We start from the raw sequence: 25,349 nt of genomic DNA, 5'->3' as shown, positions 1-25,349 counted from the left end.
TTCTTTTGTATTGCGGGAGGAATTTTTATATAATTAAAAAGATGCATATATGAAGGACCTTTAGTCAGGAGGATTAAACATGGAGGTATTAAAAATTTCCCCCCGTGGTTATTGCTATGGTGTTGTCGATGCTATGGTGATTGCTCGTAATGCCGCTTTAGATAAAACATTACCTCGCCCTATCTACATCTTGGGTATGATAGTTCATAATAAACATGTAACCGATGCTTTTGCTGAAGAAGGAATTATTACTCTTGATGGAAAAAATCGTAAAGAAATTCTCGAAAAAGTAGAAAAAGGAACAGTAATCTTCACTGCACATGGTGTTTCCCCAGAGGTTAGGGAGATTGCAAAGAAAAAAGGACTTGTCACAATTGATGCCACATGTCCAGATGTAACAAAAACACATAACCTTATCCGAGCAAAAAAAGCGGAAGGCTATGATGTGATATATATCGGAAAAAAAGGGCATCCAGAACCGGAAGGTGCCGTAGGTGTCGCACCTGATATTGTTCATCTTGTGGAAACTATTGAGGATGTTGAAAAATTAGATGTTCAAAATAAAAAAATAATCGTTACAAATCAGACAACGATGAGTCAATGGGATGTAGTCGATATAATGGAAAAAGTTCAAGAAAAGTATCCTTTTGTCGAGCAGCATAAAGAAATTTGTTTAGCAACCCAAGTGAGACAGGAAGCAGTTGCTGAACAAGCTGGCGAAGCGGATGTTTTAATCGTTGTGGGTGATCCGAAAAGCAATAACTCAAATCGACTTGCACAGGTTTCCGAACAAATTGCTCATACAATGGCATATAGAGTTGCTGATATTTCTGAGATACAAATAGAATGGATCAAGAATGCAAAAAAAGTTGCAGTTACTGCTGGAGCCTCTACGCCAACACCAATTGTTCGTGAAGTTATTGCCTTTTTAGATCAATTTGATCCAAATAATGAGGAAACTTGGGAACGTACAAAGCAGGTTCCTTTAAATAAAATATTACCTAAGGTAAAAAATTTAACTAGTAAAAAATAAAATCCCCAGATGGGGATTTTATTTTTTACTTTAGTCAATTATAAATGGATCGATAGTCTTAGATAAAAATAAATGGATCAGTATGAATATTAGAAGGAATAAATTTCACTTCATATCCTTTTTCCTGACACATCTTTTTTAATTGTTCAGCTACCCCTTTTTTCATTACCTTTTCGACATTATGTCCAGGGTCAACGATATTCATGCCAATATTCATCGCGTCATGAGCATTGTGATAATAAAAATCACCAGTAACAAAAACATCTGCACCTTTGAATTTTGCTTTTGTAAAATATTTATTCCCGTCTCCACCTAATACAGCTACTTTTTTTATCCGATCATTGAGATTACCAACAACTCTTACTGTGTTAACATCTAATGACTTTTTTACATGTTCTGCAAATTGCTGTAAAGACATTTCCTCATCCAGTAATCCAACTCTGCCTAACCCCAATACTTCTCCCTTGTTCTCTAATGGATATATATCATATGCCACTTCTTCATATGGATGGGCTTTAAGCATCGCTGTTATTACTTTCTTTTCGATTTTTTCAGGAAAAATCGTTTCAACTCTTACTTCCTTTACCTCTTCAAGGTTACCGATTGTTCCAATATATGGTGATGTATTTTTCCCAGGTAAAAATCTTCCTGTTCCGGAAGCTGAAAACGAACAATGACTATAATGACCAATTGCTCCTGCACCAGCGGAAGTAATTGCCTTTCTCACCTCATCTTCCGTTTCAGTCGGAACAAACACAACCAATTTTTTCAGTTTTTCTTCAAATGTCGGATCTAAAACTTCTGTATTTTTCAACTGCAATGCTTCTGCAAGTAAGTCATTTACTCCTCCGGATGCAACATCCAAATTTGTATGAGCAGCATACACTGCTATGTCGTGCTTGATTAATTTTTCAATGATTCTACCTTGTGGATGATCAGTCAAAAGATTTTTCATCGGAAGGAAGATTAAAGGATGATGAGCAATAATTAATTGGACATCCTGTTCAATTGCCTCATCTACTACTTCTTCCAAAATATCTAAAGCAATCATGACATTTTTTACAGGTTTGTTTAATCTCCCGATCTGTAATCCAATTGGATCCCAATCCATCGCGTATTTTTTAGGGGAAAAACTTTCGAATAACTGAATAATTTCATATCCATTAACTGTTTTCATTTCAATTCCTCACTTACTAAAAGTATATTTTTTTCTAAAATCTCTTTCTTTTCGGCAACCTTTTCTGGATTTTCCGCTTGGTTCAAATTTGTTAAAATACGCTGCAACTGCTTTAATTCCTCTGTCCATTTTTTTATGAATGCTTTATTTTTTTGTTTCCTAAGAAAAGGTCCCATTAATAGATCAGCCGATGATAATGTATAAGCTTTTGTAGAATCTATTTTTTCTGCAACTAGTATCTCGTAAATTTTCCCATCTTCTTCTAAAATTTCCTCAGCATTTAATTCCCAATTATTTTGAAGACACCAGTTACGGATATGGTGTGCACCAATATTAGGCTGAAGAATCAATCTTTTTACCCCAGATAATCGTTCCTTGCCTCGCTCTAGGATAGATGCGATTAACCCTCCACCCATTCCTGCAATAGTTATACAGTCTACCTCTTGAGGTTCTATTACTTCAAGGCCATCACCTTTCCTTACCGAGATCGCCGTCTCCAATCCCGCTTCTACCACTTGTTGAAGTGCAGTTTGATATGGACCTTCTACAACCTCTCCAGCTATCGCAAATTTCGCCAAACCTTTATTAATTGCATAACACGGTAAATAAGCATGGTCTGAGCCAATATCTGCAAAAGTTGAATCCTTTAATATGTATGAGCTTACTAACTCCAATCTTTTCGAAAGCTTATCTATATTCATCATTTCACCACTTTTTACATTCTTAATAATTGATTATATTCCTATTCTATTCTATACAAAAAAAAGCTCTTTGCACAATGCAAAGAACTTTTTTACAAATGATTTTTGGTAGATTATTTTAACTTTACAAGCCAATCTGCCATTGCATCAATATTTTCAGGTTTAACTAAGCCGCTAGGCATACCGCCTGTTGTTCCATTTTTTAAAACATCTTTCACCTTGTCTTTACCAAGTTTAGCACCGAGTCCATGTAAATTTGGACCACCACCGCCTTCTAGGTTATTACCGTGACAAGAAATACAAGTCTTCATGGCGAAAGCCTCTGGTTCAAATTTTTCTGCAGCTACTTCCTTACCTCCGCCTTCTTTTTCTTTAGCTATTTCCTTAGCATCCCCTAAACCTTTTACAGAAAGAAAGAAAACAAGGGCAATTCCTAGAAAGCAAATTAATAGATACGGAATTAATGGATTTCGTTTCATGATATACCTCCTTATGTAAGAAACCTTATAAATGAATACATTATACAAACAACTTTATTTTACTCGAAAAACATTGGAAGGGAAAGACCTAACCATCAAGATTCAACATATTTTCGGAATTTAGACAAAAACTCCATCCAAAATAGATGAAGTTTTGATGTTGCTATATTTAGTTTGTGCAATATTATTATATTAATTACATCCAACTTCTCTAGCGATAACCATTCGTTGAACCTCTGAGGTTCCTTCTCCTATTTCAAGGAGCTTCGCATCTCTCATAAAGCGTTCTACATGATAATCCTTCATATATCCATTTCCACCGTGTATTTGAACCGCTTGATTGGTTATTTCCATACATATCTCTGAGGCATATAATTTACACATGGCAGCCTCTTTAGAAAATGGCTTTCCTTGATCCTTTAGCCATGCAGCTTTATATACCATATTTCTCGCAAGCTCTAGTTTCATTGCCATATCTGCAATTTTAAACTGTGTCACTTGAAATTGGGATAGGGACCGACCAAATTGCTTTCGTTCCTTTGCATACTGTAAGGATTTTTCATATGCCGCCTGTGCGATTCCAACTGCCATTGCCCCAATTCCAATTCTTCCTCCGTCCAATGTAGCTAAAAATTGTTTAAATCCTTGACCTCTTTCACCTAATAAATTTTCTTGAGGTACTCTCACATCCTCTAATATCAATTCTGTCGTATTGGATGCATGGAGACCCATTTTTTCATAATTATCAATAATAGAAAAACCAGCAGAATCTGTGGGAACGATTATTGCACTAATTTCTTTTTTATTATTTTCTATACCTGTTATTGCCGTTAATGCGAGATACTCCGCAAAACTGGCATTTGTGATAAAACATTTATTTCCGTTGATGACAAAATCAGTTCCGTCTAGGGCAGCAGTCGTTTTTGTTCCTCCGGCATCCGATCCTGCGTTAGGCTCTGTCAACCCAAATGCCCCAAGTGATTCACCTGTACATATAGGCGTTAAGTATTTTTGTTTTTGCACTTCTGTTCCAAACATATTGATTGGAGCCCCACCAAGCGATATATGGGCGGAATATGTAATGCCTGTTGACCCACACGCTTTACTCAATTCTTCCACGACTATAGCAAAACTAATTGTATCTGCTCCTGCTCCACCATATTCTTCTGGGAATGGAAGTCCCATCATACCCAAATCTGATAGTTTATTAAAAATTTCTTTTGGAAACTCTTTATTCCTATCTCTTTCTAACGCTCCTTTTTCAACTTCTTCTGCAGCAAACTCCCTTATCGTCCGCTGTATCATTGCTTGTTCTGCAGAAAGATTAAAATTCATTTCATATCCCCCTTTTACTTGTATCCGCTTACATTTATTATTATAATGTAAATAGATGAATTTTCCCAACTTTTTAAAGTTTTTTAAAATTCACTTAGTATATTAGGATATAAATAATTAATGTAATAATCCCGATTATTCCAGAAACGATAAAAAAAACTAATTTTAATTTCCAACCAGTTATCAGCCATATAAAACAATTTAAAAACAGCGTTATATATAGTGTTAATGTATTCTGATTAAACAGTTTTCTATTTAAATGAACCGATAATAGTAAAAGTATTAAAGCGGCTCCAATATAAAAGATAGAATACCAAAATTCTTTCTTAGAATAATAAAATCCTAAAATTAGGAATAAAACGACAAAACTTGTCAAAATCATCGTTTGCAAAATAAAGTCTATTTCAGTAAAATAAATGACAAATAATGAAACAACAAAAGATAAACTTATCAGAAATAGAAATACAGCTAGTTTATTGAATCCTTTTTTTCTTTTACTCAAATCTTTTTTAAGCTCACCTTCACTATAAAGTGCGAGTAAATAATCACAATAATGATCCGGGAGCATTTTATGTTCTTTCCAATACAATATTTCTTTAATAATCGTTTCTTTACGTTCAGAGTTCATATGCAACACATCCTAATAACACTTTCAACAAAAAGCATGAAAAATCCTTTTTTTCAGCAAAATTTTTTAGCTAAAACGTAAAAAAATAGTTTACCTCTGGTGAAGTAAACTATTTTAAACGCTATTTTATTCCAAGAAATCCTTAAGACGCTTGCTCCTGCTTGGATGACGAAGCTTACGTAGGGCTTTTGCTTCTATTTGTCGAATTCTCTCACGAGTTACGCCAAATACTTTTCCAACCTCTTCTAGAGTCCTTGTACGTCCATCGTCAAGTCCAAACCGAAGACGGAGCACATTTTCTTCCCGATCTGTTAAAGTATCTAGAACATCTTCTAATTGTTCCTTTAACAACTCATAGGCAGCGTGCTCAGAAGGAGATGTCGCATCTTGATCTTCAATAAAGTCGCCTAGATGTGAATCATCTTCTTCACCAATAGGTGTTTCTAATGATACAGGCTCTTGCGCTATTTTTAAGATTTCACGAACCTTTTCCGGTGTTAAGTCCATTTCTTCTGCAATTTCTTCAGGGGAAGGCTCGCGTCCTAAGTCTTGTAATAATTGTCGTTGGACACGTATCAGTTTATTAATCGTTTCAACCATATGAACAGGAATACGAATAGTACGAGCCTGATCAGCAATCGCACGGGTAATCGCTTGACGTATCCACCATGTAGCATAGGTACTAAATTTAAAGCCTTTATCGTAATCAAATTTTTCGACTGCTTTAATAAGTCCCATGTTGCCTTCTTGAATTAAATCTAAGAAAAGCATTCCACGTCCAACATATCTCTTTGCAATACTTACAACTAAACGTAAATTGGCTTCTGCAAGACGTCTTTTTGCTTCTTCATCACCTTGCTCAATACGTTTTGCCAGTAATATTTCTTCCTTAGCGGAAAGAAGATCTACACGCCCAATTTCTTTTAGATACATTCGAACTGGGTCATTAATTTTAACACCTGGAGGAACACTTAAATCATTAAGGTCAAACTCTTCATCGTCCTTCTCTAATTCATGTAGGTTAGGTGCATCTTCATCTTCATCATCAATTTCTTCTGTGATTTCAATACCTTGATCACCGAGATATTCATAAAATTCATCCATCTGTTCAGAATCTAATTCAAAATGCCCTAATTTACCTGAAATGATTTCGTATGTTAATACCCCTCTTTTTTTTCCACGCTCTACTAATTGTTCTTTCGCTTGATCAAGAGTTATTTCGGATTCAATATCTTTGGAACGAGCTGATTTTTCAGCCATATGTCCCCCTCCTTCCAAGTATTTCATGCAACCTGCAGAATTTATAAGGACTTCCGGAGTTGTATGATTTCCTTTGCAAGGCTTATCGCCTTATTTAAGTCATTCTGTTGTTCTGCTTTTTTTTGCAAGTTTTCTTTTTCCTTTATTTTTAACATCTTTTGATGCTTCAACACTTGATTTACATAATCCTCTATTTCTTGGTCTGTAACTTCACTATTTAATGGCATCATTTCTAGTTCTGTTACAATTCTTCGTAATTTTTCATCCGGTAAATACAATAAAAAATTACTTGAGTTTGGTTCATTTCCTTCTTCGTAATACCCTAGAAGATAGGTAAGAATCGCTTGGTGTTCATCATAATAAAGAATAATTCCATTTAGTAAATCCTTTATCTTAAAAGCTATATCAACATTTTGCAGCATATGGGCTAGCAATCGCCTTTCTGCTGTTTGATTAGCTGGATATAAACGATGGTCTTTTTGAATAAAGAAATTGTTTGTCTTTTCTTCTTTTGAAGGATAATTCTTTTTCTTAGCTACATAAAACATCTGCTTTTGCTGCTGCTTTAATGCATCTAATGATATGGAAAATTCGTCAGCTAGTTGTCTTAAATAATGATCCCTTTCCACCGCTTTATCTAGCTTCGTTATTTCCTCAATTATCTTTTCTATATAATGTAGTTTTTCTCCTTCATTTTGAAGCTTTTTTCCTAGACGATGGTATTCCATCTTAAAAGCCATAAAAGTAAGGCTTCCCCCTATTACATCCTGACGGAACTTTTCCGTTCCATATTTTTTAATGTAGTCATCGGGGTCTAATCCTTCTGGCATTCTTGCTATTCGAATATTGCAGCTTTGATCTGATAACATGTTACCCGCTCTATATGCTGCTTCGATTCCAGCAAAATCAGAATCATAACAAATGATAACTGTATCAGTCATTCGTCTAATTAACTGGACATGTTGTTCTGTTAAAGATGTACCCATCGTTGCTATGCCATTATATATTTCGGCATTATCAGCTGAAATAACATCGGCAAAGCCTTCAAATAAAATTGCCTGCTGCTGCTTCTTGATTGAGCTTTTTGCTCGGAAATAATTGTAAAGAATACTACTCTTATTAAAAATTTTCGTCTCCGGACTGTTTAAGTATTTAGGTTGATCCTCTTTATCAATGGACCGCCCGGCAAATGCAATGGTTTCACCTTTTATGTTTTGAATTGGAAACATGATTCTATTTCGAAAACGATCGAAGTAAGTTTCATCATTTTCTTTTTTTATGATTAATCCAGCCTTCTCCATTATAGGTAATTGAAAACCACGCTTTTGTAATAGCTTCACGGTAAAATCCCAACTAGGTAAAGAATATCCTATTTGAAACTTTTCAATGCTACTCTTTGTAAATCCCCTGTTAAGGAGATATTCCAATGCATTTTGTCCTTCCTTTGTATTTACCAATAAATGATGATAAAATTTTTGAAGTAACTGATGTGCATCGTGCATCTGCTTATCTTCTGTATTAACTTTTGAATCAAAATGCTTTTCTTCAGATCCTTTTTCTATATCTAGCTGAACTTTTCCTTTATCAGCAAGCTTAATAACCGCTTCCTGAAAATTCAATCCATCAATATCCATTAGAAATGAAATAGCATTCCCACCGGCTCCACAACCAAAACAATGATAAATTTGTTTATCTGGTGATACCGAAAAGGAAGGTGTATTTTCACCATGAAAGGGACATAAACCAAAATAGTTTCTTCCTTGCTTTTTAAGGTGTACATAATCCCCGATAACATCTACTATGTCTATTGATTGACGAATTTCATTGATTTTATCCTCAGGAATCATTCCAACCACGAAAACATCCCCAATTGATGATTAATTTCTTTGTTTTACAATTTTCGACAAAATCTCCTCAAGTTTAAAAATAAATGATTGTCTATCACTATCTGTAAACGGCTTGGGACCTTTTTCATATCTCCCCTGTCGCCTAGCCTTAGCAGCCAAATACCGAAAATCAAGGGCAGTATCAATCGATTCTTCCTTGTATTCTTTGCCTCTAGGTGAAAGCGCGTAAACATTCTTTGGTAGGACAAGACTCGCAAGTCCGATATCTTGTGTAATGACAATATCTTTTTTTTGAACATGATTCATGATATAAAGATCTGCAGATTCTTTGTCAGGATCCACATAAATCCAAGCATCATCACTACTATTTGTTTTATGTGCATAAGAAGCAATAAAATAATATGGCACATGATACTTTTTGGCAGCAGAGACGATTTCAGATTTAACAGGACATGCATCTGCATCTACAAAAATATTTATCGCTTTTCTTTCTGTATTAGTAATAATTCTACATCACTCCACAGAATCCTTCTTTCATTTCCAAACTCCGAGATTATTTTTTCAAGTTTGTCGAATTTTTCTAAGTCTAGACTCTTGACATATCCCAATAGTTAGTTTATTCGTTTATTCATGACTCTAAACCTATTTTAAATACATTTTTATCACAATTTTTTATTATAGTATACTTTTCTAATCTTGACCATATATTTATACTTAAAAATAATTTTTTTGTTATTGAACTTTTCCCACTAAGTGATATTAAAAAATACAGAAGGTGACCCATAATCAAAGTAATAGTAACTTATGGGGCACCCTTAATACTAATATCGTTTCATATTCATAATGATATTTGCTGTTTCTTCTACGGCTTTATTCGTTACATCGATTACTTTACATCCCATTTTTGTGACAATTTTATCAAAGTATTCAAGCTCACTCTTAATTCGATCAATATTTGCGTAACTTGCTTCATCATTTAAACCAAGAGCCAATAATCGCTCTCTTCGAATATAATTAAGCTTCTCCGAGCTAATTTTAAGTCCGAAACATTTATCTGGAGATACTTGAAATAATTCTTCAGGAGGATCAACTTCCGGAACAAGAGGTACATTAGCCACTTTATAACGTTTATGTGCTAAGTACTGAGACAAAGGAGTTTTTGATGTTCTAGAAACACCTACTAATACAATATCTGCTCGTAGAATTCCCCTTGGATCTCTTCCATCATCATACTTTACAGCAAATTCGATCGCTTCTACTTTTTTAAAGTAATCATCGTCTAATTTTCTAACTAATCCAGGTTCACATAGTGGTTCTTTATGATATAATTCTTGAAATTTATCCATTAATGGCCCAATAATGTCTACTGAGCTAACATTTTCCCTTTCTGCCTGGGTTTTTATATACTCCCTCATCTTAGGCTTAACCAATGTGTAAACGATCACCCCATGATTAAGCTTGGCTAAGGAAATGACCTCATCAATATGCTGATAATCTTCTATATAAGGAAAACGTTTAATTTCAGCATCTTTTCCATTAAATTGACTTATCGCAGCCTTTGTTACTAAATCTGCAGTTTCGCCAACTGAATCAGACACAACATAAATAATTGGTCTTGTCATTTTAAGGTCACCATCCTTTATTAATTCGTGATAACAAAATTCAATTATTTTAAGTATGAAACATCTTATTATAACAAAAGATTTTATCATTTTCCGATTATTTAACTTTAAACTTTCTGAAAAGAACCTTTTTATTAAAAATCTTCATCCGCAAGTGCAACAAATGCTTTTGTAATATTTGTTTTAGTAATCCTTCCAATTACTTCATAAGCATGATTAGAAGTTTCCTTCACAACTGGTACTGAATCAATTTGTTTTTCAATTAACTTTTTGGCAACATCAATTAATAAATCATCTTTTTTACACATTGTGATATTAGGCATTCTAGTCATAATAATATTCACAGGTAAAGAGGAGAGTTCTTGTTTACCAATACTTGCACGTAATAAATCTTTTCGTGATAGAACACCAACTAATAACAGGTTTTCATCAACTACAAATAATGTGCCTACATCTTCTAGAAAAACAGTCACTATTGCATCATAAACCGAAATATTTTCATTAACAACAACGGGAATTGACTGATAGTCTTTTACTACTATTTTCTTTAAGTTTTCCGTAAGCAGCTGTGCACTTGATTTTCCTGAGTAAAAATAACCCACTCTTGGCCTGGCATCCAAGTAACCAGCCATAGTTAATATTGCTAAGTCCGGCCTTAATGTAGCCCTAGTAAGATTAAGTTGTTCTGCTATATGTTCACCGGTTATCGGACCATTATCTTTAACAATCTGTAAAATTTTTTCTTGCCGCTTATTCAGTTCTATTTTTCACACCACCTAACAAGATAATTTTATGCACCTTTAAAAGCCCCTATAAGCTTAATACATCCTATGTATTACACTCATCTTAAGAAATTGGGGGCTAGGCTGAAGAAAACAGAATTATTATTTAAAAGGTTATACTTATATATAATTATTATATACTATTTATGAATATTGAAAAGAATTTTACATAAGATATTCAAAATATAAAAAACTCCCGTAGACTAAGCGAGAGTTTGTGTTTGCTATGTAATTATAGCATTTCACGGAATTTATCAATTTGTTCTAGAAACTTTTTTGATTTCAAATGTAATCCTGAATACTCATTATAGTACATAGATATTATTGTACGTAACTCTTTTTTTGTCTCATCTTTAACTGATATCGAACCAAGTCTAGAGAGATCAATATAATAAAATATCCGTAACAATCTTATTGCTGTTTGTGAAGTTGGTAAATGATATGGATCCTTATCAAAACACCGATGACAGATAAGTCCATTTTCCCGAATGGAAAAACCGAATTGTCCATCTTGACTACCACATATAGCACATTGATTTAATACTGGGTATAAGCCTAGCACATTTAACATTTTCATCTCAAAAATATTCGTAATAATGTCGATATCATATTCATCATTAATATAATTCAAAGTCTGTAGTAATAATTCAAATAGGAAAGGATTTGGAATTTTATCTTCCACACTTTTATCTAAAAGATCAACGATATATGATGCATACCCCGTTTTAAATATATCCTCGCGAAGTGTTCTTATCGAAGAAATCATTTCTCCTTGCTGCATCGTACCCAGTCCTGTGCTTGTTTGGAATAAAAAATATGCATATGTAAAAACTTGGGAAGCGGCGGACAAGCGACTATTGGGCTTTTTTGCCCCTCTCGCCATCACGCCTAGTTTCCCAAATTCACGAGTATATAAGGTAACAATCTTATTAGATTCACCATAATCAGTTGTTCTAATGACAATACCTTCACATTTTTGAAGCATGGTAACCACCCTCCAAAGCCTTTTATCGCCTGTTCAGGTGATAACAAATCTTATATTTACGATATAGGAAAATCCATTTCAGTAAATTCCTGATTTGCTTTCAACGGCTCATCCTGTCGATCTTTTTCAAGCTCTTTAAATAGCAAATACGTATCAATACTGCCAGTTTCCTCAAAGACTTTCCAGGTAAATTCAATCATAATATTAACCCCGCCTTTCATGTTGTAAAAATCATGAAATTTTTTGTAAAGCCTTTATTATAGCTTTACCAGGACTTCTTGGAACATGTGACGTAAATATTGCTAATCAAAAAGTATGCATAAATTAAAATTACTACAATAAAAACTTATTTTCAAAATGCTGTTTCTTAGAGAATAGAAAAATCTTACTGCCGATTTTTCCTTGTTGCATTTCGAATAATGTATAAAAACCTTAAAAAGTTTAGTTTAGGGGCATCTTTTCTTAAAGAAATGCTTCTTCTTAAAGACTTTGATACTAAGTTATAAAGATTTTCGATTCAAAAAGCAACAAAGTTTAAGAAAAGAGCCTTTCAAAATCAATATTCATCTTCTCTAAAGCCGAAATCACGGAGCTGGGTAATTTTATTTCTCCAATCTTTTTGAACTTTAACCCAAAGTTCTAAATATACTTTTGATCCAAGTAGATTTTCAATATCAAGTCTGGCCCTTTTTCCCACTTCCTTGAGCATGCTGCCTTGCTTTCCTATAATAATTCCTTTTTGAGAAGACCGCTCAACAATAATGGCTGCCATTACATGGACTTTATCACTGTCTTGCTTTTTTTGCATTTTTTCTATAACTACTGCAATAGAATGTGGTACTTCTTCTCTCGTTAGATGCAATACTTTTTCCCTAATTAACTCAGAAACTATAAAGCGTTCTGGATGATCTGTAACCTGATCGGCCGGATAATATTGTGGTCCTTCAGGAAGATAGGATTTAATTTGGGCCAGTAAACGGTCGGTATTTTGACCTTCTAATGCAGAAATCGGGACAATCTCTGCAAAATCATATAAGTCTTTATACTGTTCAATAATTGTTAACAAATGATCAGGATGAACTTGATCAATTTTGTTTATGACCAAAAAAACCGGGGTTCGAACATCCTTTAATTTTTCAATAATAAATTCGTCCCCTTTTCCATAGCCTTCTACAGCATTAATCATAAATAAAATAAGGTCAACTTCTCTCAGGGTGTTAGTAGCAACACGCATCATAAAATCGCCTAATTTATGCTTTGGCTTATGAATTCCAGGAGTATCAATCAATATGATTTGTGCATCATTCGTTGTAAGTACTCCCTGTACTTTGTTTCTAGTTGTTTGAGGTTTATCACTCATGATGGCAATTTTTTGTCCGATAACTTGGTTGATATAAGTTGATTTTCCAACGTTAGGACGACCAATAATGGAAACAAATCCTGATTTAAATTGTTTTTCTATGTTCGTATTATGCATGTAAATCCTCCGGAGAAAAAGCGCCTGGCAGTAATTCTTCAACTGTTAATTCCTGAACCGCCCCATTTAAATTAGTTAGTACAACCTTCATATCCCTCGGACATAATTCAGAAATTACTTGACGACAAGCCCCGCAAGGAGGTACAGGTCGATCTGTATTTGCTGTGACGACTAAAGCTGTAAACTTCGTATCACCTTCGGAATATGCTTTAAAAAGTGCTGTACGTTCAGCACAATTTGCCATACTATAAGCCGCATTTTCAATGTTGCATCCGTGATAAACTTTACCATCCTCAGTTAATAATGCAGCACCTACAGGAAATTTTGAATATGGGACATATGCCTTGTCTCTAGCTTTTTTCGCTTCTTCAATTAATTGCTTCAAATCCATTCTATTTTTCCCCTTCAAATATATTTTACTACAAATTCATCATAAAGATATGGAATATTTTTATTTTGTTTAGAAAATTTAAAAATTTACAACAAAACAAGGAAAGCGCAAGAGCCTTGATCAGCCATATTAACAACAAATAAGCTTTGAAAATATTTTACCGCAAAGAAAAACTGACTGCAAATAAACACAAAAAGCTGCCATATATCGGGCAACTTTTTGCAGAAGTTTAGACCTTCATAAAAAACAGTATTTGTCAATAATACGTACAAGTTTTGGAATAAAAATGATGCAGCCAATAATTACAGTCATGACTGAATAACAGAAAACCGCTGCTGCTGCAACATCTTTTGCTTGTTTTGCAAGAGGATGATATGTATTTGTTATTAAATCTACAGCTCTCTCGAATGCAGTGTTGATTAACTCAAGAACGAGCATACCAAAAATGCAAAGGATAATAAACATCCATTCGATTTTGCTAATATTCAACAAAAAGCTAATAATAATTACAATTACAGATACAACGGAATGAAATTGAAAATTCCTCTCGGTTATAAGCGCATGAAAAATTCCTTGAAAAGCAAATGAAAATGAGCTCCAAAAACGCCTTTTACCTCTTGAGTCCATATTCATCAAGAATGTCCTTTTGTAATCCAAACATTTCTTTTTCATCTTCTTCTGTCATATGATCATATCCCAGTAAATGTAAAAGTGAGTGTATCGCTAAAAATCCTAATTCCCTTGCAAAAGAATGGCCATATTCCTCAGCTTGTTCTTTTGTTTTCGGTACAGATATTATTATATCTCCTAGAACACGTGGTATATTGGCACCGCTAATTTCTATCTCTTGATCACCCATTTCCTCCATTGCAAAAGAAATAACGTCTGTAGGCTGATCTTTGTCACGATAATCACGATTAATTTCTTGAATTCGTTCATTTGTAACAAAAGTTACTGAAACCTCACTTCCAGCCCCTATGCCTAGCTTTTTCGAAGCAAAATTTAAAAGGCTTTCAACAAGGTCCATATCTTGTTCACTTATTTCATTCGTTTCATCAATAAAATCAATTATCAAGGTCATTTTTTTCATCCTTTTTACAAGTATTAATTCATAAAAAATTCATTTTTAATTTGGATATTCAATTCTAGAATGGAATATTCCATTTAATGTTTCACAAAATGTTTTCTTTATTAATTCAAGCTCTTTTAAGGTAATGTCACATTCATTCAATTGACCGTCTTGCAAACGATCTTGAACAATTGAATGAACCAATCCTTTGATCTGATCTGGTGTAGGATGAGACATTGAACGTACTGCTGCCTCCACACTATCAGCTATACTAATAATAGCGGACTCCTTCGTTTGAGGCTTTGGTCCTGGATAACGAAAAGATTGTTCATCTATATTCTCATTTTCTTCTTTTGCCTTATAATAAAAATATTTTAATAAGGTAGTACCATGATGTTGTTCTGCAATATCAACAATCTCTTTTGGGAGCTTGTGCTTCCGGAGCATCGTAGCTCCATCAGTAGCATGCGCAATAATGATATCTTTACTAGTCTCAGGAGAGATGTGATTATGCGGGTTTTCTATATTTATTTGGTTTTCAATAAAAAACTGCGGTCTCCGAGTTTTACCAATATCATGATAATAACATCCGACACGAGCAAGTAAACCGTTAGCACCTATCGCTTCACATGCAGATTCAGCTAGATTAGCAACCATAACACTATGATGATATGTTCCTGGTGCTTCTGTCAAAATCTTTTTTAATAACGGATGATTTGGGTTCGATAGTTCAATTAATTTCAATGTAGACAGTATCCCAAAACCCACCTCAAAAAAAGGTAAAAGTCCTATTGTAAAAATGGCGGACAATAATCCTGATGTAAAAGCATAGATAATATAATAAACATATTCGACTCTTGTAAATTGTCCGTTTCCAAGAAAAAATAAAAAGAAAATGATCAACACATTAATAATAGATACATAAAACCCAGTCTGTAATATGTTAGATCTGCGATTTCGATTAGTCAATAGTATAATTCCTGCTGTACCACTCAATAAAATATAAACAGCAATTTCAACATTTATCGAACCAGCTATTTCGTCATGAAAAACAATGCTGCCACATGCTGCGAGAATAATCGTTAATATAAATGCAAATCTTTCATTTAGTAAAATCCGAATAAGCATAGGTGCCATCGCCGCAGGAAAAATGTATCCAATATTCTCTACCTTTAAATCTGAAATTAATCCTACAATTTCCATTAAAATTAAACTAATAATAAATATAAAACTCAATAGAATTAAATAATTTTGCTTTTTTTCCTCAGAAATGTGGAATGTCGCAAAGTATAAATATAATGACCCAATAATTAATAAAACAAATATTCCCAATCCTATATAAGGTTTTAATGTTGGATTACTTTTTAACAATCCTAGCAATTCTAATTGATGATAATTTTCGTGATCAATAAGATGCCCTTCTTGTACAATTACTTGTCCCTGCAATATTTTAACTGGTTCAACACTTTGCATAGCTTGTTTTTTTCGATCTTCTGTTTGATTCAGATCGTATAATTCATTCGCAACAATCGAATACCTCCCCAATTCGATACTTGCTTCTTTCAAACTTCCATGTATATTTGAGAGTCTAATACGATCCGCAATTAGATTTTTATAATATGGAACTTTTTCTTCACGAATTTTTTCGCTCATTAATGCTTCAACTTGACCAATTACAATTGTCCGTGCATGCTCCAAATCATTTGGAGCAGCTTTTAACAAGGCAACAAAAATCTCATCAGGAAGGGATTTTGTTACATCTTCATTTACATTCGCTGTTAATTGTGATTTAAGTATGTCAAGTTTTTCTTCAATCGTTCTATTATTGTGATTATCTTTGTTTTTCTCTTTATTCTCTGATAATATGTCTTTATTATTAATTTCCGCTACAAAATCAAAGATGGAATTAATGAGAGAAACACGATTTTGTTCTTTTTCCTTTTTAAATGTAAATACTTTTTCTACGGCATCGGCTGCTTTTTGTTGATCTTCTTTTGTTTTTTCTTCGTCAATAATTGTTTTGGGAGAACGAATAGTTTTATCAGAAACAGAAAATAACTCAATATCATAAGTTTGCGGTTTAACATTATAAAACAAAACTCCATATAGCAAAATTGCTAAAAGAAGAAAACACATGATTGTAAACACTTTATAGCTTAATAAAGTGCGGATTTTGCTAATATAGCCTTGAAGATTCATTTAACTCCTCACCACCAATAATGTGTTTTTCGTTTCTTACCTAATTATGTAAAATAATATCAGTTTTTGTACTAAATTGCACTCGTTTTTTTTGAAAATTAAAAACCCGACCTTAAGTGTTCGGGTTTTAAGATGAATGTTGATTATATGCTTCAATAATTCGGGCAACAAGTGGATGACGAACAACATCACTTTGCTCCAAATAAATGAAAGATATTCCTTTCACATTTTCTAAAATCTTTTCTGCTGCTCCTAATCCGGATTGGGCTCCCTTCGGCAAATCTACCTGTGTACTATCACCAGTTATCACCATTTTTGAGTTAAAGCCTAGTCGAGTCAAAAACATTTTCATTTGTGCTTGTGTCGTATTTTGAGCCTCATCTAAAATAACAAATGCATCATCAAGTGTTCTACCTCTCATGTATGCTAACGGCGCTATTTCAATCGTTTCTCGCTCAATTAGACGCTGCGTATGTTCACTTCCTAATACATCATTTAATGCATCATACAAAGGCCGTAAATAAGGATCTACCTTTTCTTTTAAATCACCTGGTAAGAATCCAAGACTTTCACCAGCTTCCACTGCGGGACGTGTAAGAATAATCCGCTTAACTAAACCACTTTTTAATGCTGTAACGGCCATAACTACTGCCAAATAAGTTTTACCCGTTCCTGCTGGGCCAATACCGAAAACTAAATCATGCTTCTTAATAGCTGCAATATACTGTCTTTGCCCTAAAGTTTTAACGCGAATTGTTTTTCCTTTTGCATTTTTAGTTATTTCTTCCTCATATATATCGGTAAAATATTCAAGCAATCCTTGTTTTTCCATTTGAATAGCATAAACTACATCTCGCTCAGATATATGAATTCCTTTTTTAATGACTTTTAAAAGTTGAGATAGAATTTGGTTAACCTTCTCAATATCGCTTTCTCTTCCAGCAACATCGATCGTTTCACCACGAGTAATGATAGATACCTCATAGCTATCTTCAAGCCGTTTTAAATTTGTGTCAGATATTCCAAATAAAGCAATTGCCTCATTTGCATTTTGTAATTGAAGGTTTGATGTTTTTAAATCTTCTGTCATTCAGAGTCTCCTTGAGTGATTGGTTTCGCTTTCGCAATATTTTCGATTACTTGGAAATATATTGATAAATTTACTTTACCATTCTCCACTTTTTGATGCAAAACATATTCATCAACAATCTTAGCATCTGAGGGAATTTTTCCTTTTAAATCGCTTTGTGCAATTTCTTTTGCAGCATTTATGGCTTGTTTTTCGTTATAAGTGCGCTTTACGATTTCCTTTTCTCTTATTGTTATATCCTTGAATTTAATTGGGAGTGTCCATTTAAGAAACTTGATACTTTTTCCTTCTACTTCTGTATCATAATTCTTATATTTTATTTTACCAAATCCCCACAATGGGATACTTACTGAACCAATTTGCAAAGAATATTTTCTTTTTTCGCTGCCTGTATACACTTGAAAATCCGACTGCAATGGCATTTGAACATCTGATTTATACCATGTTTTACCTAAAATTTTCCCAATCGCTGCGACCTGCTTAGAGCCATGTTCATTTCCAATAATTCCCGAAACTAAAAGCTGATCTTTATTTACATATTGATTGATACTGACCATTTTTTGACCATTTTCAACAAACATATCAACGATAACGGCTTTTTTATTAGCTACTAAATCTTGAGGAGGTAATTTGTCAGGCGGAGTTGGAATATTTTTTTCGACTACTTGAAATTGAAAGGTTGTCCCGTTTAAATCAACGCCAACCCATGTAATACTAGGAATTCGATCTTCTAGCTTTTGTTGGATTGTTTGAACATCATCCATAAAAAATTGTAATTTACCAACCTGAACTCCAAGTCGATCTAATTCCTTACGAATCTGATGCTCCATTTGCGGGCTTGCCCCTTTTATATCTATTCCCCAAACTACATTCGAGAGGATAGTGATAACAACAAAGAAAAGAAAAAATCCTGCAAAAAAGCCTGCGTTTTTTAATGTTCTTTTCCATAAAAACGGGGCACCTTGTCCAGTTAAAAAAGAAATTTTGCAATCAAACCCGCGTACTTGATGCCTGAGTTTTTGTAAATCTTGAAGTCGAATATAAAAAGTTACAGCTAATGAACCTTGTCGCTTAACATTCCAAATCGTTAAATGAGATCGCGTGAGCTGGTTAATAAACCGTTCAACTCCCTTTCCTTCCACCTTGACATGAATTGTTCCCCCAAAAAAAGTTACCCAATGGTTTTTCAAAAAAAGTCACTCCTTAATCATTGGCTGTGTTCTCAAAAATTGCACCAGCCTACTCATTTAAATAAATCACTTCATCAATTTTTCCTTCCAATAAAATCTCTTCTGGTAAAATTGTTTTAATTACAAAGGATTGACCTTTTATAAGCAGCTGACCTTGCTTAAGTAATAAACGCACCTCTTGATCAGTAAAGGTAAGCAATCCACGGTGATTTTCTATATAAATATGAATTTGTCCGATCATTGTAACTCGGGGGAGATCCATCATGACATCTTGTGGAAGCTCCATTCTGTTTGTCATCCAACTGCGAAGTAATCGGCCCCATTTTTTTGCCATAAAAAAGAACCCCCTTTCATCTCATATTTATGAATAAGAAAGAGAATTCAGCACACTTTTTTTAGAAAAGCGCAAGCGCCGCAGCTCTAGCGTACGGATTTCGTAGTCTTCGATTGAGATAAAGGAAACACGGCGAGGGACGAGTCGATGTTGACTTATCGTAGGGAGAAGACGGAGAAATCCGCTAGCCGACGGCTGCTTGCGCTAGACACAGCAGACACTTTTCATTTCTATTATCCTTAGTAAATTTTAAAATTTCTTACCTTTAAAGAAAAAACCGTGTCAATTTTGACACGGTCTTGTCTTATCTGCCTCTATATGGTCTTTTTGCTCTTGAAGGTCCTAATACTTCTGAAAGGATGATCCCTTTCAATAGATCATTTTCATCAACCTCAAGCTTTTTTGGTACTTCTATTTGATTTGTTTGAGTTACTTTTTCCTGAATAGGTGGTAACTCATGTACTTCTTCTAATTTTGATACTTTTTCCATTATCTCTATTTTTTTTGGATTATGTTTCTCAATTTTAGAAGTTACCTTTGGGATAACAGTTTCTAATTTTTTTGTAACAGTCTCTCTTTTTTCAGGTGAAAAAACAGGCCTTTGTATAGGCTTTTTTTCCTCAGTCTTTTCCCCTTTCTTACTGTTTACAAAAAGGCCAATTAAACCGACAATTACAGCGATAATGATTGATTCCAAAGGAATTCCTCCTTACCTTTGGCAAGCTTTTATTCTGGTTTTTGCTGATCCTTTTTATCTGTGGTCATTTTACCAATTGAACCGCGCATATCTGTATCTGATTCAATATTTTTGAAATTCATATAATCCATCACACCGATATTTCCTGAACGTAGTGCTTCTGCCATCGCTAACGGTACATCTGCTTCTGCTTCCACTACTTTCGCTCTCATTTCTTGTACACGGGCTTTCATTTCCTGCTCTGTAGCTACAGCCATTGCCCGACGTTCTTCAGCTTTTGCTTGGGCAATTTTCTTATCTGCTTCCGCTTGCTCTGTTTGCAGCTCAGCACCAATGTTCTTACCAACATCAACATCCGCGATATCAATTGAGAGAATTTCAAATGCTGTTCCTGCATCTAAACCTTTTGCTAAAACGGTTTGGGAAATCAGATCCGGATTTTCCAAAACTTTTTTGTGATGATCAGATGAACCAATCGTACTGACAATCCCTTCACCTACACGAGCAATAACAGTTTCCTCGCCCGCACCACCGACTAATCTTTCAATATTTGCACGGACAGTGATTCTTGCTTTCGCTTTAACTTCAATACCATTCATCGCAACCCCGGCAATAAAAGGAGTTTCAATTACTTTTGGATTTACACTCATTTGTACAGCTTCTAGCACATTACGACCTGCTAAATCAATGGCTGCTCCACGCTCAAACGGGAGCTCAATATTTGCACGATGTGCTGCGATTAACGCATTTACTACACGATCAACATTACCACCAGCTAAATAATGACTTTCTAGTTGATTAATTCCAACATTAATTCCAGCTTTACGTGCTTTAATTAGTGGATTAATTACACGACTCGGAATAACCCTTCGCAGTCTCATCCCAATTAACGTAAATATTCCAATTCTAACCCCTGCTGCTAAAGCAGAAATCCAGAGCATTACTGGAACAAAGGTAAATAAAATTGCTAGAATAATAATACCAACAACTATTGCTAGTAAAACAAGAATTGTACCTGCTTCTAGTACCATATTAATTCCTCCCTATATTAAAGATTAATTTTCTAATCTAACAACAATTCGAGAACCTTCAACCTTGATTACTTTTACTTGTTGACCATTCTCAATGAATGCACCCTCACTTACAACATCAATTCGTTCATCATCAATCGTTATTGTACCTGCAGGTCTTAATGGAGTAATGGTGACTCCTATACGGCCAAGCAGTTCAATACGGTTTACATTAGATACATAGCCTTCTTCTGTACTTGTTGAATCTGACAAAACCATCTTTTTAAATAGTTTCATACGTTTACCCAGCACCTTTACCATAATAATTATACCTATTACTGCTACTAGAAGCGCAATTAAAATAGAAATTCCCATGTACATGATATTTCCTCCTGCCATGAGCAAACTTCCTATTATTGCTGAAACCCCTAGAACTCCGGCAATCGCTCCAGGTAAAAAGAATTCTGCAATGATTAATATTATACCAATGATAAATAAAATAAGAGATTCATATCCAGCCAACCCGGCAACTAAATGACCATAAAAGAATAATAGTAGTGCAGTTATTCCCATTGTACCAGGAATTCCAAAGCCAGGGGAATATAATTCTATTACTAATCCAAGACTCGCAATAGATAGCAAGATAGGAACAACAATCGGATTTGTTAGAAATCTAGCAACTTTTTCAGCAAAGCTAACATCAATGTGCTCTATATTTGCATTTTGAAACCCAACCTTATTTAAAAGATCGTTTAAATTTTTGACAGTACCTTCTGAATAACCGACTTTAAGGGCTTGATCTGCAGTTAAAGTAAGAAGTTCTCCTTTTTTTGCATTTAGCTGTGGCAGATCGATATTTTTATCTACCATTGCTTCCGCATAAAGTGGGTCTCGACCATTTTGCTTAGCAGCTCCATTCATAGCAGCACGCCAATAACTTTCAGCCTTTTCCCCAGCAGCATTACCCTTTTGATCAATAATTGCAGCTGCTCCCATCGTCCCACTAGGAACCATATAGATTTCATCTGCAAAAAAAGAAATATATGCACCCGCAGAAATCGCTTTATTATTTATAAATGCTATTTTCTTAATGTTAGTACTATTAAAAAGACCTCCTATATCACTTGCTGCATCTACAGTACCGCCGGGGGTGTTAATATCGAATACAATTAAGTCTGCATTCTTTTCCTCTGCGGTATGGATGGCCCGCTTCAAAAATGCATACAATCCCTTTTCAATTTCTTGTTCAATAGGAATAACAACGACTGTCTCATTACTGCCGCTTGCATTCGCAGGTAGAAATGAAACGATTACAGCCATTAACAAAAACCAAATAACCAAAAAAGTTTTTTCAAAATTTCACCCCTTTCTCATAACTAATTCTTTATTTAATTCTTACGTTTTTTTATGAAAAAGGTTTCATTTTAAAAATAATCTTTTTTATATTTTTATTAATGGTTATGAAAAAAGCCGAGAAGTAGACTTACTTCTCGACTTTTAAGATAATTGCTGCTTTACGATATTATTTACAGTTGCACCATCAGCTTTTCCTTTTATTTTAGGCATGATGGCACTCATGACTTTTCCCATATCAGATTTTGAGGCAGCTCCGACATCTTTAATTGTTTCAAGAACAATTTTTGTCAGATCATCCTCTGAAAGCTGTTCGGGTAAATATATATCCACATAAGTTAATTCATTTTGAATTTTTTCAACGAGATCTTCACGACCTGCATTTCGAAATTCCAGGAGGGAGTCTTTGCGTTGCTTAACTTCGCGAGAAAGAATCGTCAGATCTTCATCTTCTGACAATTGATCTTTACCAAGCTTAATTGCCTCATTTTGCAATGATGCTTTAAGCATGCGGATAACAGAGAGTTTTTCTTTTTCTTTGTTTTTCATCGCTTGTTTCATATCTTCATTTAAACGCTCGAGAAGACCCATTATTCCACCCTCTCTTAGAACTTACGCTTTCTAGCAGCTTCAGATTTTTTCTTACGTTTTACGCTTGGTTTTTCATAAAATTCGCGCTTTCTATATTCTTGTAAAGTTCCTGTTTTAGAAACAGTACGTTTGAAGCGACGAAGAGCATCTTCAAGCGATTCGTTTTTACGAACAACTGTTTTTGACATCTCTCTTTCCCTCCCTCCGAACACACTACGGTCTCATACCAATACATAAAAAACCTGTACTTTGCAATTATAATATATCCTTTTTATGAGGTCAATAAACTTTATGTTATTTCATTATACTCGTCATTTTCATTCCTTATTCACCATATGATGAATAAGAGGTGGTGGACATGCTTTATTTAGGGTTATTTATTTGTTTAGTAGTCAGTTTCCTGCTAGGAATGACATGGCTTCGTATCGGATTATTCAATATTTCAGGAAAAGCGATGGAGTTATGGTTAAAAAAGGTGACTAGCACGCCATTAAAAGGAATGATTGTGGGAATTATTATGACAGCTATTTTGCAGAGCAGTTCAGCTGTAATGGTCATTACAGTGGGTTTAGTAGCTGCAAGAGTATTAACTTTTCCGCAAACGATCGGAATCATCTTAGGGACAAATATAGGGACTACGTTTACTTTAGAATTTTTATCTTATGATTTATCGCGTTTAATTGTTCCATTTTTTGTTTTAGGTTTGCTTTTATTACTGTTCAGGCATGTAAAAATAAAAAGCTTGGGCTTTATTTTCACAGGATTTGCGATTATCGTTACTGCAATGAGAGGTTTTGAATGGCTAGCTACTCCACTAACAGAACTAGAATTCGTTCAAAAAATATTATATTTAATAAATGACCATATCATTTATGGATTTTTATTTTCAATACTTTTAACCGCATGTATTCAATCAAGTACGGTAATGACTGGGATTGCAATGAGCTTTTTAAGCGCAGGTATTTTCCCGCTAGAAACCGGTATTATTATTATGTTAGGCGCAAATATTGGTACATGTATAACAGGTTTATTGGCCAGTATTGGAGCAGGTGAAGAAGCAAGACTAACAGCATTTTCCCACATTTGGTTAAATGTTGTAGGGGCTATCATCTTTATACCTTTAATTCCGTCTATAGCTGATATTTGCAGAAACATAACGACCAGCCTTGAAACCCAGCTAGCACATGCAAGCGTCATATTTAATGTTGTTTGCTCATTATCAGTTCTACCTTTTGCAATGCAATTCGGCCGGTTTATTATTAAGATTCATGGGAGAAAGAAAATAAAACCTGTTTGATAAATATAAAAACCCAGGAACTTTATCCCGGGCTTTCATTTTAATAATCACTATCACTTGATAGTCCTTGGACAATTTTCACTCCTGAGCTTGCTCCAATACGAGTAGCACCTGCATCAATCATACTTTGTGCGTCTTCAGGACTACGAACCCCTCCAGAGGCTTTAACACCAATCTCTGGTCCAACTGTTTTTCTCATCAAGGCAATATCTTCAGCGGTTGCTCCACCAGTTGAAAAACCAGTTGATGTTTTAACATAATCAGTTCCTGCTTTCACAGCTATTTCACATGCACGAACTTTTTCTTCCTCAGTAAGAAGGCAAGTTTCGATTATGACTTTTGTTAGTGCTTTCCCTTTAGCTGCATTTGTAACCGCTAATATATCTTTTTCAACTAATTCAAAATCTCCACTTTTTAATGCACCAATATTGATGACCATATCGACTTCGGTGGCACCGTTTTCAATTGCATTTTTCGTTTCAAATGCTTTTGTCTCTGGGGTAGAAGCTCCGAGGGGGAATCCAATGACAGTACACACCTTAACATCAGTATCTTTTAACATTTCGGCTGCAAATGAAACCCATGTTGGATTTACACAAACGGAAGCAAAAGAGTATTCCTTTGCTTCCTCACAAAGGGTTTGAACTTGCGGTTTCGTAGCTTCAGGCTTTAACAATGTATGATCGATCATTTTTGCAATGTTTTTAGTCATATTCATATCTCCTTCATATGTGTTGTCCGTACCTCTTTTACTATAACATGGTCTCTATTAGATTTCGAGTATAACTAGTATATCCCAGTA

28 protein-coding genes are annotated in these 25,349 nt (G+C 34.5%); 2 read left to right on the top strand and 26 right to left on the bottom strand.

Going from position 1 to position 25,349, the window contains the following annotated elements:
• Positions 1 to 79: 79 nt before the first annotated feature.
• On the top strand, positions 80 to 1,033 hold the full coding sequence (locus ACQKP0_RS16980; RefSeq protein ID WP_427407022.1) for a 4-hydroxy-3-methylbut-2-enyl diphosphate reductase: 954 nt from the start codon (positions 80 to 82) through the stop codon (positions 1,031 to 1,033).
• A gap of 58 nt (positions 1,034 to 1,091) precedes the next feature.
• Here the strand turns inward: ACQKP0_RS16980 and ACQKP0_RS16975 are convergent, their stop codons facing one another.
• The 25 genes from ACQKP0_RS16975 to rpsU form a co-directional block, all read right to left on the bottom strand.
• Positions 1,092 to 2,210 (bottom strand): Nif3-like dinuclear metal center hexameric protein, encoded by a 1,119-nt coding sequence (locus tag ACQKP0_RS16975; protein WP_427407021.1) that lies wholly within the window; start codon positions 2,208 to 2,210, stop codon positions 1,092 to 1,094.
• Positions 2,207 to 2,911 carry a tRNA (adenine(22)-N(1))-methyltransferase gene (locus ACQKP0_RS16970; protein ID WP_427407020.1) on the bottom strand — a complete coding sequence of 235 codons (705 nt, stop codon included), beginning with the start codon at positions 2,909 to 2,911 and terminating at the stop codon, positions 2,207 to 2,209. The genes ACQKP0_RS16975 and ACQKP0_RS16970 overlap by 4 nt, the downstream gene beginning before the upstream one ends.
• A 113-nt stretch (positions 2,912 to 3,024) precedes the next feature.
• Positions 3,025 to 3,390, bottom strand: a complete 366-nt coding sequence (cccA, locus tag ACQKP0_RS16965; protein ID WP_427407019.1) for a cytochrome c550 — start codon at positions 3,388 to 3,390, stop codon at positions 3,025 to 3,027.
• Positions 3,391 to 3,582: 192 nt separating this feature from the next.
• Complete coding sequence (locus ACQKP0_RS16960; protein WP_427407018.1) at positions 3,583 to 4,725, bottom strand: acyl-CoA dehydrogenase family protein; 1,143 nt, start codon at positions 4,723 to 4,725, stop codon at positions 3,583 to 3,585.
• Between the two features lie 94 nt (positions 4,726 to 4,819).
• On the bottom strand, positions 4,820 to 5,353 hold the full coding sequence (locus ACQKP0_RS16955; RefSeq protein ID WP_427407017.1) for a hypothetical protein: 534 nt from the start codon (positions 5,351 to 5,353) through the stop codon (positions 4,820 to 4,822).
• 126 nt (positions 5,354 to 5,479) lie between these two features.
• Positions 5,480 to 6,613, bottom strand: coding sequence for an RNA polymerase sigma factor RpoD (gene rpoD / locus ACQKP0_RS16950; protein ID WP_427407016.1), 1,134 nt, complete (start codon positions 6,611 to 6,613; stop codon positions 5,480 to 5,482).
• 41 nt (positions 6,614 to 6,654) lie between these two features.
• Positions 6,655 to 8,469 (bottom strand): DNA primase, encoded by a 1,815-nt coding sequence (dnaG, locus tag ACQKP0_RS16945; protein WP_427407015.1) that lies wholly within the window; start codon positions 8,467 to 8,469, stop codon positions 6,655 to 6,657.
• 21 nt (positions 8,470 to 8,490) lie between these two features.
• Positions 8,491 to 8,934 carry a YaiI/YqxD family protein gene (locus tag ACQKP0_RS16940; RefSeq protein ID WP_427407039.1) on the bottom strand — a complete coding sequence of 148 codons (444 nt, stop codon included), beginning with the start codon at positions 8,932 to 8,934 and terminating at the stop codon, positions 8,491 to 8,493.
• A gap of 347 nt (positions 8,935 to 9,281) precedes the next feature.
• Complete coding sequence (locus ACQKP0_RS16935) at positions 9,282 to 10,082, bottom strand: pyruvate, water dikinase regulatory protein (RefSeq protein ID WP_427407014.1); 801 nt, start codon at positions 10,080 to 10,082, stop codon at positions 9,282 to 9,284.
• 134 nt (positions 10,083 to 10,216) lie between these two features.
• Complete coding sequence (locus ACQKP0_RS16930) at positions 10,217 to 10,846, bottom strand: helix-turn-helix transcriptional regulator (RefSeq protein ID WP_427407038.1); 630 nt, start codon at positions 10,844 to 10,846, stop codon at positions 10,217 to 10,219.
• Between the two features lie 250 nt (positions 10,847 to 11,096).
• Positions 11,097 to 11,849 carry a DNA repair protein RecO gene (gene recO, locus ACQKP0_RS16925; protein ID WP_427407013.1) on the bottom strand — a complete coding sequence of 251 codons (753 nt, stop codon included), beginning with the start codon at positions 11,847 to 11,849 and terminating at the stop codon, positions 11,097 to 11,099.
• 56 nt (positions 11,850 to 11,905) lie between these two features.
• Positions 11,906 to 12,049 (bottom strand): YqzL family protein, encoded by a 144-nt coding sequence (locus tag ACQKP0_RS16920; protein WP_427407012.1) that lies wholly within the window; start codon positions 12,047 to 12,049, stop codon positions 11,906 to 11,908.
• Positions 12,050 to 12,405: 356 nt separating this feature from the next.
• A complete protein-coding gene (gene era, locus ACQKP0_RS16915; RefSeq protein ID WP_427407011.1) occupies positions 12,406 to 13,326 on the bottom strand; it encodes a GTPase Era in 921 nt (306 codons plus the stop codon).
• Positions 13,319 to 13,717 carry a cytidine deaminase gene (locus ACQKP0_RS16910; RefSeq protein ID WP_427407010.1) on the bottom strand — a complete coding sequence of 133 codons (399 nt, stop codon included), beginning with the start codon at positions 13,715 to 13,717 and terminating at the stop codon, positions 13,319 to 13,321. The genes era and ACQKP0_RS16910 overlap by 8 nt, the downstream gene beginning before the upstream one ends.
• A 237-nt stretch (positions 13,718 to 13,954) precedes the next feature.
• Positions 13,955 to 14,344, bottom strand: coding sequence for a diacylglycerol kinase family protein (locus ACQKP0_RS16905; protein WP_427407037.1), 390 nt, complete (start codon positions 14,342 to 14,344; stop codon positions 13,955 to 13,957).
• Positions 14,328 to 14,744, bottom strand: coding sequence for an rRNA maturation RNase YbeY (gene ybeY, locus ACQKP0_RS16900; RefSeq protein WP_427407036.1), 417 nt, complete (start codon positions 14,742 to 14,744; stop codon positions 14,328 to 14,330). Before ybeY ends, ACQKP0_RS16905 begins: the two co-directional genes overlap by 17 nt.
• Before the next feature lie 99 nt (positions 14,745 to 14,843).
• Positions 14,844 to 16,985: an HD family phosphohydrolase gene (locus ACQKP0_RS16895; RefSeq protein WP_427407009.1), complete on the bottom strand. Its 2,142-nt coding sequence runs from the start codon at positions 16,983 to 16,985 to the stop codon at positions 14,844 to 14,846.
• A gap of 127 nt (positions 16,986 to 17,112) precedes the next feature.
• Positions 17,113 to 18,075: a PhoH family protein gene (locus ACQKP0_RS16890; protein ID WP_427407008.1), complete on the bottom strand. Its 963-nt coding sequence runs from the start codon at positions 18,073 to 18,075 to the stop codon at positions 17,113 to 17,115.
• Complete coding sequence (gene yqfD / locus ACQKP0_RS16885; protein WP_427407007.1) at positions 18,072 to 19,265, bottom strand: sporulation protein YqfD; 1,194 nt, start codon at positions 19,263 to 19,265, stop codon at positions 18,072 to 18,074. The genes ACQKP0_RS16890 and yqfD overlap by 4 nt, the downstream gene beginning before the upstream one ends.
• Before the next feature lie 49 nt (positions 19,266 to 19,314).
• Positions 19,315 to 19,599 carry a sporulation protein YqfC gene (gene yqfC, locus ACQKP0_RS16880; RefSeq protein WP_427407006.1) on the bottom strand — a complete coding sequence of 95 codons (285 nt, stop codon included), beginning with the start codon at positions 19,597 to 19,599 and terminating at the stop codon, positions 19,315 to 19,317.
• Between the two features lie 304 nt (positions 19,600 to 19,903).
• Complete coding sequence (locus ACQKP0_RS16875) at positions 19,904 to 20,296, bottom strand: hypothetical protein (protein ID WP_427407005.1); 393 nt, start codon at positions 20,294 to 20,296, stop codon at positions 19,904 to 19,906.
• A 29-nt stretch (positions 20,297 to 20,325) separates the two neighbouring features.
• Positions 20,326 to 21,327 (bottom strand): flotillin-like protein FloA, encoded by a 1,002-nt coding sequence (gene floA / locus ACQKP0_RS16870; protein ID WP_427407004.1) that lies wholly within the window; start codon positions 21,325 to 21,327, stop codon positions 20,326 to 20,328.
• A 24-nt stretch (positions 21,328 to 21,351) separates the two neighbouring features.
• Positions 21,352 to 22,626 carry an NfeD family protein gene (locus ACQKP0_RS16865; protein ID WP_427407003.1) on the bottom strand — a complete coding sequence of 425 codons (1,275 nt, stop codon included), beginning with the start codon at positions 22,624 to 22,626 and terminating at the stop codon, positions 21,352 to 21,354.
• A gap of 177 nt (positions 22,627 to 22,803) precedes the next feature.
• Positions 22,804 to 23,250 carry a GatB/YqeY domain-containing protein gene (locus ACQKP0_RS16860; RefSeq protein ID WP_427407002.1) on the bottom strand — a complete coding sequence of 149 codons (447 nt, stop codon included), beginning with the start codon at positions 23,248 to 23,250 and terminating at the stop codon, positions 22,804 to 22,806.
• 14 nt (positions 23,251 to 23,264) lie between these two features.
• Entirely contained in the window at positions 23,265 to 23,438 is a 174-nt protein-coding gene (gene rpsU / locus ACQKP0_RS16855) for a 30S ribosomal protein S21 (protein WP_039238310.1), read from the bottom strand.
• Between the two features lie 170 nt (positions 23,439 to 23,608).
• On the opposite strand from rpsU, the gene ACQKP0_RS16850 reads away from it, so the two are divergent.
• Complete coding sequence (locus tag ACQKP0_RS16850; RefSeq protein WP_427407001.1) at positions 23,609 to 24,547, top strand: Na/Pi symporter; 939 nt, start codon at positions 23,609 to 23,611, stop codon at positions 24,545 to 24,547.
• Between the two features lie 40 nt (positions 24,548 to 24,587).
• On the opposite strand, the gene deoC is transcribed toward ACQKP0_RS16850, so the two are convergent.
• The gene (deoC, locus tag ACQKP0_RS16845) at positions 24,588 to 25,259 is read right to left on the bottom strand and encodes a deoxyribose-phosphate aldolase (RefSeq protein WP_427407000.1); all 672 of its coding nucleotides are present in this window, start codon (positions 25,257 to 25,259) and stop codon (positions 24,588 to 24,590) included.
• Positions 25,260 to 25,349: the final 90 nt, after the last annotated feature.

The organism is Heyndrickxia sp. NPDC080065 (assembly GCF_050281185.1).
In the GTDB taxonomy this organism is placed as follows: Bacteria; Bacillota; Bacilli; order Bacillales; family Bacillaceae_C; genus Heyndrickxia.
The sequence above is the reverse complement of the archived record's forward strand: the minus strand, read 5'-3'. Positions and strand labels throughout refer to the sequence as shown.

What these genes read in the sequence shown, in the direction of transcription:
- ACQKP0_RS16980 (WP_427407022.1), top strand. Translation starts at nt 80, where the DNA reads ATGGAGGTATTAAAAATTTCCCCCCGTGGTTATTGCTATGGTGTTGTC.
- recO (WP_427407013.1), bottom strand. Translation starts at nt 11,849, where the DNA reads ATGCTTCAAAAATGTGAAGGTATTGTCATTAGAACAACTGATTATGGT.
- ACQKP0_RS16850 (WP_427407001.1), top strand. Translation starts at nt 23,609, where the DNA reads ATGCTTTATTTAGGGTTATTTATTTGTTTAGTAGTCAGTTTCCTGCTA.
- ACQKP0_RS16895 (WP_427407009.1), bottom strand. Translation starts at nt 16,985, where the DNA reads ATGAATCTTCAAGGCTATATTAGCAAAATCCGCACTTTATTAAGCTAT.
- ACQKP0_RS16860 (WP_427407002.1), bottom strand. Translation starts at nt 23,250, where the DNA reads ATGGGTCTTCTCGAGCGTTTAAATGAAGATATGAAACAAGCGATGAAA.
- deoC (WP_427407000.1), bottom strand. Translation starts at nt 25,259, where the DNA reads ATGACTAAAAACATTGCAAAAATGATCGATCATACATTGTTAAAGCCT.
- rpsU (WP_039238310.1), bottom strand. Translation starts at nt 23,438, where the DNA reads ATGTCAAAAACAGTTGTTCGTAAAAACGAATCGCTTGAAGATGCTCTT.
- ACQKP0_RS16890 (WP_427407008.1), bottom strand. Translation starts at nt 18,075, where the DNA reads ATGACAGAAGATTTAAAAACATCAAACCTTCAATTACAAAATGCAAAT.
- ybeY (WP_427407036.1), bottom strand. Translation starts at nt 14,744, where the DNA reads ATGGACCTTGTTGAAAGCCTTTTAAATTTTGCTTCGAAAAAGCTAGGC.
- ACQKP0_RS16920 (WP_427407012.1), bottom strand. Translation starts at nt 12,049, where the DNA reads ATGATTGAATTTACCTGGAAAGTCTTTGAGGAAACTGGCAGTATTGAT.
- ACQKP0_RS16975 (WP_427407021.1), bottom strand. Translation starts at nt 2,210, where the DNA reads ATGAAAACAGTTAATGGATATGAAATTATTCAGTTATTCGAAAGTTTT.
- rpoD (WP_427407016.1), bottom strand. Translation starts at nt 6,613, where the DNA reads ATGGCTGAAAAATCAGCTCGTTCCAAAGATATTGAATCCGAAATAACT.
- cccA (WP_427407019.1), bottom strand. Translation starts at nt 3,390, where the DNA reads ATGAAACGAAATCCATTAATTCCGTATCTATTAATTTGCTTTCTAGGA.
- yqfC (WP_427407006.1), bottom strand. Translation starts at nt 19,599, where the DNA reads ATGGCAAAAAAATGGGGCCGATTACTTCGCAGTTGGATGACAAACAGA.
- era (WP_427407011.1), bottom strand. Translation starts at nt 13,326, where the DNA reads ATGCATAATACGAACATAGAAAAACAATTTAAATCAGGATTTGTTTCC.
- ACQKP0_RS16960 (WP_427407018.1), bottom strand. Translation starts at nt 4,725, where the DNA reads ATGAATTTTAATCTTTCTGCAGAACAAGCAATGATACAGCGGACGATA.
- floA (WP_427407004.1), bottom strand. Translation starts at nt 21,327, where the DNA reads ATGGTACTAGAAGCAGGTACAATTCTTGTTTTACTAGCAATAGTTGTT.
- ACQKP0_RS16910 (WP_427407010.1), bottom strand. Translation starts at nt 13,717, where the DNA reads ATGGATTTGAAGCAATTAATTGAAGAAGCGAAAAAAGCTAGAGACAAG.
- ACQKP0_RS16865 (WP_427407003.1), bottom strand. Translation starts at nt 22,626, where the DNA reads ATGGCTGTAATCGTTTCATTTCTACCTGCGAATGCAAGCGGCAGTAAT.
- ACQKP0_RS16970 (WP_427407020.1), bottom strand. Translation starts at nt 2,911, where the DNA reads ATGAATATAGATAAGCTTTCGAAAAGATTGGAGTTAGTAAGCTCATAC.
- ACQKP0_RS16955 (WP_427407017.1), bottom strand. Translation starts at nt 5,353, where the DNA reads ATGAACTCTGAACGTAAAGAAACGATTATTAAAGAAATATTGTATTGG.
- ACQKP0_RS16935 (WP_427407014.1), bottom strand. Translation starts at nt 10,082, where the DNA reads ATGACAAGACCAATTATTTATGTTGTGTCTGATTCAGTTGGCGAAACT.
- ACQKP0_RS16905 (WP_427407037.1), bottom strand. Translation starts at nt 14,344, where the DNA reads ATGGACTCAAGAGGTAAAAGGCGTTTTTGGAGCTCATTTTCATTTGCT.